Raw genomic sequence first — 12,585 nt, 5'->3', positions numbered from 1 at the left:
CCATGGCCGACGAGACGCTCCGTATTGCCCTGTGGCAGACCGCCGGCGACCCCGGCAACGACGCCGCCGCCAATCTGGACCGGCTGGAGGCCGCGGCCGCCGGTGCCGCCGCAGCGGGAGCGGGGCTTCTCGTCGCGCCGGAGATGTTCCTCTCCGGCTACGCCATCGGCCGGGAGGCCGCCGCGCGCGGGGCCGAACCCGCGGAGGGGCCGGCCTTCCGCCGGGCGGCCCAGATCGCCCGCCGCCACGGCATCGCCCTCGCCTATGGCTACCCCGAGCGTGGCGGTGACGGCGCCGTCTACAACGCCGCCGTGCTGGTCGGGGCCGACGGCACCCTGCTCCTCAACTACCGCAAGACGCACCTCTTCGCCGAGCTCGACCGCTCGATGTTCGCGCCGGGGCAGGAGATCGGCCGCCTCGCGCAGCTGGGCGCTTTCAGGGTCGGGCTCCTGATCTGCTACGATGTCGAGCATCCCGAAGCGGTGCGGAGCCTCGCGCTGGCCGGTGCCGACCTCGTCATCGTGCCCACCGCCAACATGAAGCCGCATGAGCGGGTCTCCCATCTCGTGGTGCCGGCGCGGGCCTTCGAGAACAGCGTCTATGTCGCCTACGCCAATCGGGTGGGCCGCGAAGGCGCGCTCGACTATCTCGGCCTGAGCTGCGTTGGCGGCCCTTCCGGTGTCAATGTGGCGCTGGCCGGCGAGGGCGAGGAGATGATCGTCGCCGAGCTGAGCCGTGGCGCGCTGGAGGCGGCCCGGCGCTTCAACACCTATCTCGCCGACCGCCGCCCCGACCTTTACGGGCCGCTGGCGAACGCCGCTTCCGCCCGGCACACTACGGCGGCGTGACATTTGGCACGGCATGCGCCGGCCGAAACCAGATCGACATCAAGCAGCAGCGCCCGCAATATGGCGATATGTATGACTGGGTCCACGCGATCGACGCCCCGCTGCTCATCCTGCGCGGGTCCGACCTGCTAGCCGTGGCGGCGAACCAGCGCGGTCGCGACCTTCTCGGCATCGACCTGGAGGCGGAGCTGCCGCAGCCGCTCGCCGCCCTCGTGGCGCTGGTCGATCCCCCTCACGCGGAGGCCGCGATCGCCTCCGCCATCGCGGAGAGGTGGCACGGGCTGTTCCTGCACCTGCACGGCGAGGCTGCGACACGGCTGGTGCATGTCAGTCTCGGCCGGCTGCCCCAGGGGGACTACGTCCTCACCCTGCGCGCCGAGATCGCCCGCTCGCTGCAGGAGAACCTCGTCGAAATCCTCGACCATTTCCCGGTCGGCATCGAGATCTACGATTCCGAGCTGAAGGGCGTGCTCTACAACAAGATGTCGGACGAGCTGTTCCTGTACCCGGAGCGGCCCATCCTCCATCACGACGACTGGTGGGAGTTCGGCTTTCCCGACCCGGCCGAGCGCGCCGCCGCCCACGCCGAATGGCTGGCCAAGCTGCAGGCGGCGCGGCGGGAGGCCGGCCGGGTTCAGTTCAGCGAGTGGTCGGTGCGCTGCCGCGACGGCAGCCGGCGCACGGTGCAGTTCCGCTATCGCTGGATCGGCCCTTACTACGTCCTCGCGCTGTGGGACGTCACGAGCCAGCGCGAGACCGAGCGGGAGCTGCGCCACCTCGCCGTCTCCGATCCCTTGACCGGCCTGTGGAACCGCCGCCGCTTCGAGGAAGACGTCGCCCTCGCGCTCGACGCCTTCAGCCAGTGGGGACGTGGTTTCGGGCTGCTGCTGATCGACATCGATCACTTCAAGGCCATCAACGACCGTTTCGGCCACCTGAGCGGGGATGAAGTGCTGCGCGCGGTTGCCGCCCGCTGCCGGCGCCAGCTACGGCAGGCAGACCTCCTCGCCCGGATCGGCGGCGAGGAATTCGCCGTGCTGCTGCCGGACATGAACGAGACCGAGGCCGAGCGGGTGGGCCGCCGCCTGCTGACGGCCCTCGCCGCCACCCCGGTGGAAGTCGGCGGCCACCGGATCATCGTCACCCTGAGCATCGGCTGTGTCGTGCCACGCCCGCAGGAAGATGCCGCCAGCCTTTTCGCCCGCGCCGACGATGCGCTCTACCGGGCCAAGGCGGAGGGCCGCAACAGCCTGTGCTGCGGCTCACCGGCCCCGCAGGCCACGGCGCCGCGACCCGTCATGCCCTCGACCTGAGAAACCTTCCGCCGCCCGGAGCCGCCATGCCCTCTCCAGCCGACGCGTTGCCCGCGGAGCCGGGCGCCGGTGAGCCCTCCATCACCATGTTCGGGCCGGATTTTCCGTTCGCCTATGACGACCATCTCGCGCACCCCGCCGGCCTCGGCCGGCTGCCGGCCGCCGCGCATGGCCGCGAGATCGCCGTGGTCGGGGCGGGCATCGCCGGGCTGGTGGCGGCGCAGGAACTGATGAAGCTCGGCCTGCGGCCGGTGGTCTACGAGGCCGACCGGATCGGCGGACGGCTGCGCTCCGAGCCGTTCCGCTCCTCGCCGGAAACCATCGCCGAACTGGGCGCGATGCGCTTTCCGCCCTCGGCGACCGCTTTCGCCTACTATCTGCGCGAGGCGGGCCTCACCACCCGCCCCTTCCCCAACCCGCTGTCGCCGGCCACGCCGAGCACGGTGATCGAACTCGGTGGCGAGGCCCATTACGCCCGCACCCTTGCCGACCTGCCGGCGCTGTTCCGCGAGGTGGCGGACGCCTGGGCGGAGGCGCTGGAGTACGGCGCCGATTTCGCCCGCATGCAGGCCGCCATCCGCCGCCGCGACGTCGGCGCCATCAAGGCGATCTGGAACCGGCTGGTGCCGATCCTCGACGAGGAGAGCTTCTACGGCTTCATCGCCCGCTCGCAGGCATTCCGCACCCGCAGCTTCCGCCATCGCGAGGTGTTCGGCCAGGTCGGCTTCGGCACCGGCGGCTGGGACACCGATTTCCCCAACTCGATGCTGGAGATCCTGCGCGTCGTCTATACCGATGCCGACGCCGGGCATCGCCTGGTCGAAGGCGGCGTCGGGCAGTTGCCGGCCCGGCTCTGGAGCCGGGCGCCCGCCCGCTGCGTGCACTGGCCCGCCGGAACCAGCCTTGCGGCGCTGAATGGCGGCGCGCCGCGCCCCGGCGTTGCCGCCATCGACCGCGCGCCCGACGGTCGCCTCGCCGTCACCGACCGCTGGGGCCGCACCGCCACCTTCGACGCGGTGCTGGTGACCTGCCAGACCTGGCTGCTCTCGGCGCGGATCGACTGCGCCGAGCGGCTGTTTCCCCCGTCCATGTGGATGGCGATGGAACGCTCGCACTACATGCAGGCGTCCAAGACCTTCATCATGGTGGACCGGCCGTTCTGGCGCGACATCGACCCGGCGACGGGGCGGCACGTCTTCAGCCTCACCCTCTCGGACCGCATCACCCGCGGCACCTATCTCATCGATCACGGCGAGGGCCGGCCGGGGGTCATCTGCCTGTCCTACGCCTGGGAGGACGACGCGATGAAGTGGATGTCGCTCCCGGCGGAGGAGCGGGTGCGTCTGGCGCTGCACAGCCTGCGGCAGATCTATCCCGGGCTGGACATCCGCGCGCACATCGTCGGCGAGCCGATAACCGTCTCGTGGGAAAGCGATCCGAATTTCATGGGGGCGTTCAAGGGCAACCTGCCCGGCCATTACCGCTATCAGCGGCGGCTCTTCGCGCATTTCCGGCAGGAGGACATGGCGCCGGAACATCGCGGCATCTTCCTCGCCGGGGACGACATTTCCTGGACCGCGGGCTGGGCCGAGGGCGCCGTCACCACCGCGCTGAATGCGGTGTGGGGTATCGTCAGGCACTTCGGAGGTGCCACGGCCCCGGAAAATCCGGGGCCGGGCGATGTGTGGGACGATCGTCAGCCGATGGCGCTGCCGGACTGAACCTTGCCGCCGACCGTGCCGACGGTCTTTTCCGCAGCGGCGGCCGAGCGGGCGATGTGCGCGGCGCGCACCGGCTTCAGCACGAACAGGGCGAGGAAAGCCGCCGTCGCGTTGAAGGCCACCGCGATCGCGAACACCGCGTACCAGCCATAGTTCGAGGCGACGACGCCGGCGAGCGGCACCAGCAGCGCCGCGGTGCCCTTGGCGGTGTAGAGCATGCCGGCATTGGTGGCGGCGAACTTGGAGCCGAAGGTGTCACCGCTGGTGGCGGGGAACAGGCTGTAGATCTCGCCGAACACGCCGAAGAAGCAGGCGGTGGCGAGCACGAACACGACCGGGTTGCTGCCGTGGTAGACCAGCAGCAGCAGCATGGCCGCCGCCGTGCCGAACGCGATGAACATGGTGTTCTCGCGGCCGATGCGGTCCGAGATGAAGCCGAAGAGGGGCCGGCCGAAACCGTCGAAGATGCGGTCGAGCGAGATGGCGAGCGTCAGCGCCACGGCCTGGAGGCCGAGGATGTTGACCTGCTGGTTGGCGACGCCGAGGTCCTTGGCGATCGGGGCGATCTGCGCCGCCGCCATCAGGCCGCCGGAAGCGACCATCACGAACATGAGGTAGAGCAGCCAGAACACCGGCTTGGTGATGGTCTCGGACGGCTTGTAGTCGATCTTGCTCTGCGGCAGGTGCGACGCCTTCTTAGGCGCGGCGATCTTCAGCTTCGGCGGGTAGAGGAACAGGGCGAGCACGAAGACGATGACGCCCTGGCCGATGCCGAAGCGGAAAAAGGCGGTCTCGTAACCATGGCTGGCGATCATCGCGGCGATCGGCACCACGGTGAGCGCCGCGCCGGCGCCGAAGCCGGCGGCGGTGGCGCCGGCGGCGAGGCCGCGGCGGTAGGGGAACCACTTCAGCGCGTTACCGACGCAGGTGCCGTAGACGGAGCCGGCGCCGATGCCGCCCAGCACCGCGCCCGCATAGAGCATGGTGAGCGAGTCGGCATAGGAATTGACGACCCAGGACAGGGTGATCATGACCGCGCCGAACATGATGACGACCCGCGGGCCGTACTTGTCGACGAACCACGCCTCGACCGGGACCAGCCAGGTCTCGGTGACGACGAAGATGGTGAAGGCAAGCTGAATGGCGGCGCGGCCCCAGCCATGCGCCTGGTCGATCGGATCGACGAACAGCGTCCAGCCATACTGGAGGTTCGCGATCATCGCCATGCAGACGATGCCGCAGGCGAGCTGCACCCAGGGTTCCCACGGGCGCACGGTCAATTGTGTGGCGTTATCGGTCTTGGTCATCTCGTTCCTCGCCTTGATGGGTCCCGCAGCTCTTGATGTGGCTGCTTCGGAAATGAATGGCGGCTGGCCGCCGTGGCGACCGCCGCGACGACGCCGCTCTTACCCCAACGGCAGGTATGGCTATCGCAAAGGCAGCAATACCTGAAGAAACATGACGTTCGGGAAGTCAGACAGGCGTCATTTCGGTGGTACACCTTATACGGTCTACAAATATCACGTTTTAAAAACCGATCAATATCAGCCGTCTCAACCCCACAATTTCCGCTGGGTCAACCTTCATTACCGAACGTCATATATGATTTACTTAAAACAACGCGCCATTTCCTGAAGTACTCTTTAGCGCACATCTGGGAGTTTGATGCCGCCTGACGCAGCGATGGCATCACCTTCCGAAGAGGGAGGCGGGGGGCGTACAAACGAAAAAGGGGCCCCGATATGCGCGGGGCCCCGATGCAGACGGCGAAATGACCTTGGGAAAGACCTTCAGCGCAGGCCGGCCACCAGCACGTATTTCTTCTCGACGAACTCGTCGATGCCGTGGTGCGAGCCTTCGCGGCCGAACCCGCTCTCCTTCACGCCGCCGAACGGCGCCAGCTCGGTGGAGATCAGCCCGGAGTTGATCCCGACGATGCCGTAATCCAGCGACTCGGCGACCCGGAACACCCGGCCGACGTCCCGGGTGAAGAAATAGGCGGCGAGGCCGAATTCGGTGGCGTTGGCCGCCGCGACCGCCTCTTCCTCGGTCTCGAACCGGAACACCGGCGCGATGGGGCCGAAGGTCTCCTCGCGCGTCACCACCATGTCGGAGGTCACCCCGGCCAGCACCGTCGGCTCGAAGAAGGTCCCGCCGAGCGCCGAGCGGGCGCCGCCGCGCACGATGGTGGCGCCCTTCGCGGTGGCGTCGGCGAGGTGCGCCTCGACCTTCTCGATGGCCTGCTGGTTGATCAGCGGCCCCTGGGTCACCCCGTCCTCGGTGCCGATGCCGAGCTTCAGCCGCCCCACCGCCTCCGCCAGCCTTTCGACGAAAGCGTCGTGGATGCCCGCCTGCACATAGATGCGATTCGCGCAGACGCAGGTCTGCCCCATATTGCGGAACTTGGAGACCATCGCCCCCTCCACCGCGGCATCGAGGTCGGCGTCGTCGAACACCAGGAAGGGCGCGTTGCCGCCCAGCTCCAGCGCCACCTTCTTCACCGTGGTCGAGCATTGGCGCATCAGCAGCTTGCCGACCTCGGTCGAGCCGGTGAAGCTCACCACCCGCACCGCCGGGTGCGAGGTGAGCACGCCGCCAATGGCCGGAGCGTCGCCGGTGATGACGCTCAACGTGCCGGCCGGCAGCCCCGCGCGCTCCGCCAGCACCGCCAGCGCCAGCGCGGTGAGCGGGGTATCCTCCGCCGGCTTCACCACCGCCGGGCAGCCGGCGGCGAGCGCGGGCGCGACCTTCCGCGTGATCATCGCGGCCGGGAAGTTCCAGGGGGTGATGGCGGCAACCACCCCGGTCGCCTGGCGCAGCACGAGGATGCGGGCGTCGGCGCGGTGGCTCGGCAGGGTCTCGCCGGCGATCCGCTTGGCCTCCTCGGCATAGAACTCGACATAGGAGGCGGCATAGTCGATTTCCCCGCGCGCCTCGGCGAGCGGCTTGCCCTGCTCCGAGGTGAGGATCAGGGCGAGATCGTCGCGGTTGGCGATGATGAGGTCGAACCAGCGCCGCAGCAGCGCCGAGCGCTCCTTGGCGGTCTTTGCGGCCCAGGGGCGGAAGGCCCGCTCCGCCGCGTCGACCGCCTCGGTGGTTTCCGCCGCGCCGAACAGCGGCACCTGTCCGATCACCGCGCCGGTGGCGGGGTTGGTGACGTCGAAGCCCGGCCCTCCCCGCCAGCTCCCGCCGATGAAGCACTGGCTGCGCAGGAGATCGGGGTCCTTGAGCGGGAGCGGGGCGGACGTCGTCATGAGCGTGTTCCGTGGATGGATATCGGGGGCGGGCGTTCGGGCGCCATGCAGCGGCGAAGCCCGGCCAAAGTCAACCGGCCTCCCGCTGCTGCCGGGCCGCAGGGCGGTACCGCGAAGCGGTGGCGACGCAGGCGGCGAGAAGCGGCCGGCGCCGGCCGCCGGCACGCCGCGGCGCGCCCGGTCGCTCTTCCCCGGTGGTTGAAGCGGCGCGGCCGAAGCAGGCGCACCGGCCCGCCGCCGTCCGAAGCCTGCGCCGGGCTGTCGTCCCGCACCGGCAACCACGGGTTTCCGCAGCAGCGCCGGTGCATGGCGCGGCATTAGCGCTTGACCCGGCGTGGCCATAAACCTAGACAGGTCGCCGGTCGCTTGCCGGCCGGGAGACGTGGCCGAGAGGCTGAAGGCACTCGTTTGCTAAATGAGCAGACCCCCAAAAGGGTCTCGAGGGTTCGAATCCCTCCGTCTCCGCCATTTCGGTCCCTGAGTGGGCACTGCGTTTACGCCATCGCCCGATACCAGCGTCTGGAGTAGCCGGGATTTCGATCCCATGATCCGGACCTCACCCTCGGCAACCTCGACGCGCTGGGCAAGCGCGCGGAGATGGTCGCGGCGATAGCCCCCGCCGTCTAGGCGGATGCGCTGACGCGCGGCTTTGGCGGATTTGCTCAACATCTCCGGCGTGACGGCCTTGCTTCCGGCGTTCTGGAGCAATGCCTGGGCGCGTTCGGCGTCAGCCTTGGCCTGATCGCGGATGGCTTTCAGGCCGACGATGCGGTCCTTTAGCGCTGGGTCGTCCAGATCGGCGACGCCGGCCTCTATGGCGTCATAAAGCCGCCTGAGGCGGGCTTCAGACTCGGCTGCACGCCTGTTCAACTCGGCGATATGCTCGCGCTGGCGCTCGAACCGCTCCTGCCGCCGGTCGAGCACTGTGGCGAGAATCGTTTCCAGCCGCTCCGGCTGGAGCAGGCGTTCCTCCAGATGGCTGGCGACAAGATCGTCCAGCTTTTCCATCGGCACTGCCATGCCGGTACAGGCGGTCGGCCCCTGCCGCGCCTTCATGGAGCAGGCGTAGTAACGGTAGCGTCCACCTTTGCCGGTGCGGATGGTCATCGCGCCGCCGCACTTGGCGCAATGGATCAGGCCTGTGAGCATGGTCGGGCCGCTGATCACGGCGGATGGTGTCACCCTGGGATGTCGCGCCTTGAGGAGCGCCTGCACGGTGTCGAAGGTCTCGCGGCTGATGATCGGCGGCACCGGCACAACAACGATCTCGCTGACCGGCTTCAGCTCCTTAGTCTTGGACCGCTTGTTGAACTCATGTTCGCCCATATAGGTGCGGCGGGTCAGGATGCGGTGAACCTGCCCGATGCCCCAGCGCCCATCGTCGCGGGTGAAGATGCGCCGCTTGTTGAGGTACGAGACGATGTTCTTGACGCCCATCTGCCCGGTGGTGCCGTCGCCTTCAAGGGCGAGCTGATAGATAAGCCGCACGGTCTCGGCGTGGAGCGGGTCGATCTCCAGCTTCTTCTTGGTCTCCGCCCCGCGCTACTCGGCCGCGACGATGCGATAGCCGATGGGTGGCAGGGCGCCGTTCCAGAAGCCTTGCCGGGCATTCTCCTTCAAGGCCCGCATCACATGCTTGGCGTTCTCATTCGACTGATACTCGTCGAACAGCGCCATGATCTGCCGCACCATGACGTGCATGGGGTCGTCGCCCATTTCCTGCGTGATCGAGACGAGCTTCACGCCGTTCTTCGCCAGCTTGCGGACGTAGAATTCCAGCTCGAAATGATCGCGGAAGAAGCGGCTGAGGGAGTCCGTTCCATCGAAACTGTCGTCCTGCACAATGACCACCGGGCGCGGCTTTCCGGCGTAGTCCTGCCCTCCGGCAACGGTCCACACGTCGCCGCGCCTCATTCGTCGCCCCAGTCGGACACGGCATCGATGAAGGCCTGATCATCGGCGGCCGGCGCGCTCGATGCGACGGCCAGCGCCTGGCGCCGCGCTTCCGCCCGGAAGGCGGGTGCCCGTACATCCGGCACCCAGATCTGGATCGGCCGAAGCCCCTGGGCCCGCAATCGCGCGCGATGCTCACCTACCTTCACGCGCGAAGGCTTGGGCCCGGGTGCGGATGACATGGCAGCCTCCTCAGAAGTTACATGTAACTAGCATGGAGATGCCCTGCTGACCAGTCCATCCGAACGGAAAACGGCTTCTGCATGGCTCCCGAAGGCCGGGAGCCATGGCGCACGTTCGGCGGAACGCACCTTTTGGCCATCTCACTGGAAACACGATGAAAATTGCGGTTTCTGCGCCTCAGGGCACATTGGGAAATCTCCCCATACATTGCCCCCGCGAATGCTAAGTCACTGAAAAGACAACGACCGACCCAAAGCGCAATGTGTGGGCTTTTATCCTGCCCTCAAGCCCCCTCGCCAGCACTCTACGAAATCGCCGCCGACCGCCCTGAGGGAAATCCGCCGTAATGCCCCACTGGCGCGGGGGTGGATCGTCGCGATACCTTCAACACATGCACGGATGACGTGCCGGCTGTTGAAGGGATTTCATGCGGACCTGGATGCGTTGCGGGTGCAGCATGTGCGCTCGACGCCGACGATCTGCCCGGCCTCATCGCCGCCTTCAACAGCCGTGAGGAGATGCGTGAGGACTGGCAGGCGCGGGACGAGAGCCAGCCCTGGACGGAAAACTGGTGGTTCGCCGACGCCACCACCATCGAACGCGAGGACTGGAACCTCTCCGCTTCGCGCTACCGGCCGGAAAGCCGCGAGGCAGCGGAGCACCGCGATCCCCGCGCTTTGCTGGCGGAACTGCGCGACGAGACGGCGGCGATCCTCGGCGATATCGAGGCACTGGCGGCAGAACTTGGGGAGCCAGTGGCGTGAGCGACTGGCCTCTTCGTGAATTAAGCGAAGCGGTGGAAATTAACCCTCGGACGCCGAAGGGCATCGCCGCATCGCATCACCTTTCTTTCGTGCCGATGGCTGCTGTGGACGAAATTCATGGTGCAATAACTGATCGTCAAGCGCGGGAGTTTGGCGCCGTCTCGAAAGGATTCCCAACCTTCGCTAACGGTGATGTCCTTTTCGCCAAGATTACGCCCTGCATGGAGAACGGAAAGGCGGCCATCGCCTCCGATTTGGTCAATGGCATAGGCGCAGGCTCAACCGAATTCTTCGTGTTACGGCCACGCCCAAATGTGTTGCCCGAGTACATTTTTCACTTCGTACGCCGGTCGTCGTTCAGAGAGACCTGTAAGGCGAATTTTACAGGGAGCGCCGGTCAACAGCGTGTGCCTCGTTCGTATCTTGAAAGGGTGATGATCCCCCTCCCGCCGCTGGACGAGCAGCGGCGGATTGTGGGGCTGTTGGACCGGGCGGCAGAGATCAGGCGCCGCGCCGACGCCGCCCGCGCCAAGGCCCGCGCCATCATCCCCGCCCTTTTCCTCGACATGTTCGGCGACCCGGCGACCAATCCGAAGGGATGGGAGGAACGGCGTTTAGGAGATCTTGCTGCCAAGATGAGTGATGGCCCCTTCGGTTCAAACCTCAAAAGTGAGCATTACCGGGATTCGGGCGTAAGGGTGTGGCGCCTTCAAAACATTGGCGTCGGCCAAGTGCGTGACGACGACAAAGCGTATATTTCAGAAGATCACTTCCGCATGATAAGTCGCCACGAGTGTCTACCGGGCGATGTAATCATTGGTACGCTTGGAGAACCCAATCTACGTGCGATAATTCAGCCAAAATGGATCTCTCGAGCAATCAATAAGGCTGACTGCGTTCAATTCAGACCGAAAGATTCGATCGTTACATCCGAGTACATTGCCGGAATTATGAATCAGAAAGGGATGCTCGCGCGATGTAGTGGTCAAATTGCCGGTCAGACAAGATCGAGGATAAGTATGGGGCGTCTAAGAGAGATAAGCATTCCACTCCCACCGCTCTCCCTGCAAGCCGCCTTCGCCGAGCAGGCCAACCGCCTGGACGCGCTCGCCCGCGCGCTCGACGCCGCCGCCGCCAAGGCCGATTCTATGGCCGCCGCGCTCTCCGCCGAGGTGTTCGGATGACGACCCACGACACCACGCCCGAGGACGCCATCCTTGAGGCCACCCGCCACGCCGCCCTTCAATTCGCCGCCCTGCGCTTCGGCCAACTCACCTCCCGCCTGATCTGGCGCCTGCGGCGCATCCCGGCGACCGGGATCTTCGGCGATGATTACACCTGCCGCACCCTGTGGGATGAAATCTGCGTCGAGGTGCAGGACGGTCCGTTCGATGACGGGCTGTTCGGCGATCCGGACGAAACAGAACTACCGGGCGTCTCCTCCGCCTCCGACAGCACGATCGCCCCCTTTCTCCGAACCTCCATCGACGCGCTGCCCCCGCAGGAAGCCGTCTTGCTGACCCTATGGGCCATCGACGACTGGGACCAGCGGGAACAGGCGGAAACCGCCGGCACCGTCAACATCGACGCCATGATGACCATGCTCCGCACCCTGCTCAGCCGCGAGGCGAGCGCCGTCGACCTGTGGAAGTTCCGCGAATGATGCGCGCCTTTCGCCACCTGGGCAGCCAAACCATCGGGCGGCGCACATCGATTTCGTGAGTCAGTGGGGGATTTTCTGACGATGCCAATTCACCATAGCCTCTGGCGCGTTGCCTCAAAGCCGGAGCCGCTGCGCGAGGCGTCTCTGCCGAGCGAGGCACTGCTCGAAGACATGATCGTGGCCAGCCCCGACATTCTTTCGCGTGAATGGATGATCATCGGCCGTCAGGAAGACACCGGTTTTGGCGGTCGCATAGACTTGCTCGCCCTCGCTCCGGATATCGCCACCATGATGGACGGATTCGAGGACCGTCTGACGCCAGAACAGCAGGCCGACCCGCGTTACGCCTTCCGGGTCTACATGGTCGGCAGGACAGCCAACCGCGCTCCGAGTGCCGATCTGGCCGTCGAAATCGTACCTTCCGGATCGGCAGTCGAGGAAAAGTTTAATATCGCCCTCAAGGAGGTCGAGAAAAAGAAATATCTGCCTAGCGATATCGTGAACCAGATGAAAGCCGAGGGCTGGGACAAGTTCACGATGGATTGTCATACGAAGCTCTGGAAAAAGCTCGATGCCAAAAATCCGGCAAAGGGCTACGGCTCCATCGCGGTCGGCAAGACCTGGTGCTGGTATGACAATTGGCTGAATCGAGTTCGCGAAGAATGCCAGCAGCACCCGGCGAGATACCGAACCGCTCCGGCCGAAGCGCCGCTGCTAACTGGAAGCCAGCTATCTGACCTCGGTGTGGCGTAGCGCTATGGCGAATTCGTAGTGCTCATCGCTATCCGGCGCGGCCCGCCATTTCAACGCTCGGCCCGGCGCCGATCCTTCGTAAGCGTCGTCCCGGCGGCACCTTCATAGGTTGGGCGTGAAAGCGCAGTCTGAC

General features: G+C 66.3%; 11 protein-coding genes, 1 tRNA gene and 1 pseudogene. 8 read left to right on the top strand and 5 right to left on the bottom strand.

The features are described 5' to 3' along the window. The first annotated feature begins 2 nt into the window (after positions 1–2). From KHC27_RS00065 to KHC27_RS00055, 3 genes are read left to right on the top strand one after another with little or no spacing between them, the layout of a single operon-like run. Complete coding sequence (locus KHC27_RS00065) at positions 3–848, top strand: carbon-nitrogen hydrolase family protein (protein WP_213333739.1); 846 nt, start codon at positions 3–5, stop codon at positions 846–848. Further along, the gene (locus tag KHC27_RS21965) at positions 845–2,161 is read left to right on the top strand and encodes a sensor domain-containing diguanylate cyclase (protein WP_213333738.1); all 1,317 of its coding nucleotides are present in this window, start codon (positions 845–847) and stop codon (positions 2,159–2,161) included. The genes KHC27_RS00065 and KHC27_RS21965 overlap by 4 nt, the downstream gene beginning before the upstream one ends. 26 nt (positions 2,162–2,187) lie before the next feature. Beyond that, positions 2,188–3,882 (top strand): flavin monoamine oxidase family protein, encoded by a 1,695-nt coding sequence (locus tag KHC27_RS00055; protein WP_213333737.1) that lies wholly within the window; start codon positions 2,188–2,190, stop codon positions 3,880–3,882. Here KHC27_RS00055 and oxlT read toward each other — a convergent pair. Continuing rightward, a complete protein-coding gene (oxlT, locus tag KHC27_RS00050) occupies positions 3,858–5,189 on the bottom strand; it encodes an oxalate/formate MFS antiporter (protein WP_213333736.1) in 1,332 nt (443 codons plus the stop codon). The two genes, KHC27_RS00055 and oxlT, sit on opposite strands and share 25 nt — an antisense overlap. 483 nt (positions 5,190–5,672) lie before the next feature. Continuing rightward, positions 5,673–7,136, bottom strand: coding sequence for an NAD-dependent succinate-semialdehyde dehydrogenase (locus KHC27_RS00045; protein ID WP_213333735.1), 1,464 nt, complete (start codon positions 7,134–7,136; stop codon positions 5,673–5,675). 376 nt (positions 7,137–7,512) lie between these two features. Between KHC27_RS00045 and KHC27_RS00040 the strand changes: the two genes are divergently transcribed. After that, positions 7,513–7,604: transfer RNA gene (locus tag KHC27_RS00040), tRNA-Ser, on the top strand. 564 nt (positions 7,605–8,168) lie between these two features. On the opposite strand, the pseudogene KHC27_RS21430 reads toward KHC27_RS00040, so the two are convergent. The 3 genes and pseudogenes from KHC27_RS21430 to KHC27_RS00025 form a co-directional block, all read right to left on the bottom strand. Then, positions 8,169–8,624: pseudogene (locus KHC27_RS21430) on the bottom strand (recombinase family protein); the annotation flags it as partial. A 54-nt stretch (positions 8,625–8,678) separates the two neighbouring features. After that, on the bottom strand, positions 8,679–9,050 hold the full coding sequence (locus tag KHC27_RS21425; RefSeq protein ID WP_246518582.1) for a recombinase family protein: 372 nt from the start codon (positions 9,048–9,050) through the stop codon (positions 8,679–8,681). Continuing rightward, a complete protein-coding gene (locus tag KHC27_RS00025) occupies positions 9,047–9,271 on the bottom strand; it encodes an antitoxin MazE family protein (protein WP_213333733.1) in 225 nt (74 codons plus the stop codon). Before KHC27_RS00025 ends, KHC27_RS21425 begins: the two co-directional genes overlap by 4 nt. 366 nt (positions 9,272–9,637) lie before the next feature. Between KHC27_RS00025 and KHC27_RS21960 the strand changes: the two genes are divergently transcribed. From KHC27_RS21960 to KHC27_RS00005, 4 genes are all read left to right on the top strand, one after another. Continuing rightward, the gene (locus tag KHC27_RS21960; RefSeq protein ID WP_213333731.1) at positions 9,638–10,036 is read left to right on the top strand and encodes a hypothetical protein; all 399 of its coding nucleotides are present in this window, start codon (positions 9,638–9,640) and stop codon (positions 10,034–10,036) included. Continuing rightward, positions 10,033–11,220, top strand: coding sequence for a restriction endonuclease subunit S (locus KHC27_RS00015; RefSeq protein WP_213333729.1), 1,188 nt, complete (start codon positions 10,033–10,035; stop codon positions 11,218–11,220). Before KHC27_RS21960 ends, KHC27_RS00015 begins: the two co-directional genes overlap by 4 nt. Beyond that, the gene (locus KHC27_RS00010) at positions 11,217–11,699 is read left to right on the top strand and encodes a hypothetical protein (RefSeq protein WP_213333727.1); all 483 of its coding nucleotides are present in this window, start codon (positions 11,217–11,219) and stop codon (positions 11,697–11,699) included. The genes KHC27_RS00015 and KHC27_RS00010 overlap by 4 nt, the downstream gene beginning before the upstream one ends. 81 nt (positions 11,700–11,780) lie before the next feature. Next, on the top strand, positions 11,781–12,452 hold the full coding sequence (locus KHC27_RS00005) for a hypothetical protein (RefSeq protein WP_213333725.1): 672 nt from the start codon (positions 11,781–11,783) through the stop codon (positions 12,450–12,452). Positions 12,453–12,585: the final 133 nt, after the last annotated feature.

It is taken from the genome of Ancylobacter lacus (assembly GCF_018390635.1).
In the GTDB taxonomy this organism is placed as follows: domain Bacteria; phylum Pseudomonadota; class Alphaproteobacteria; order Rhizobiales; family Xanthobacteraceae; genus Ancylobacter; species Ancylobacter lacus.
Note: the sequence above shows the minus strand (reverse complement) of the source record. Positions and strands in the feature narration are given on the sequence as shown.

Bases quoted from the DNA above. Each gene is read 5' to 3' on its own strand.
- KHC27_RS00065 (WP_213333739.1), top strand. From the start codon at position 3: ATGGCCGACGAGACGCTCCGTATTGCCCTGTGGCAGACCGCCGGCGAC.
- KHC27_RS00055 (WP_213333737.1), top strand. From the start codon at position 2,188: ATGCCCTCTCCAGCCGACGCGTTGCCCGCGGAGCCGGGCGCCGGTGAG.
- oxlT (WP_213333736.1), bottom strand. From the start codon at position 5,189: ATGACCAAGACCGATAACGCCACACAATTGACCGTGCGCCCGTGGGAA.
- KHC27_RS00045 (WP_213333735.1), bottom strand. From the start codon at position 7,136: ATGACGACGTCCGCCCCGCTCCCGCTCAAGGACCCCGATCTCCTGCGC.
- KHC27_RS21425 (WP_246518582.1), bottom strand. From the start codon at position 9,050: ATGAGGCGCGGCGACGTGTGGACCGTTGCCGGAGGGCAGGACTACGCC.
- KHC27_RS00025 (WP_213333733.1), bottom strand. From the start codon at position 9,271: ATGTCATCCGCACCCGGGCCCAAGCCTTCGCGCGTGAAGGTAGGTGAG.
- KHC27_RS00010 (WP_213333727.1), top strand. From the start codon at position 11,217: ATGACGACCCACGACACCACGCCCGAGGACGCCATCCTTGAGGCCACC.
- KHC27_RS00005 (WP_213333725.1), top strand. From the start codon at position 11,781: ATGCCAATTCACCATAGCCTCTGGCGCGTTGCCTCAAAGCCGGAGCCG.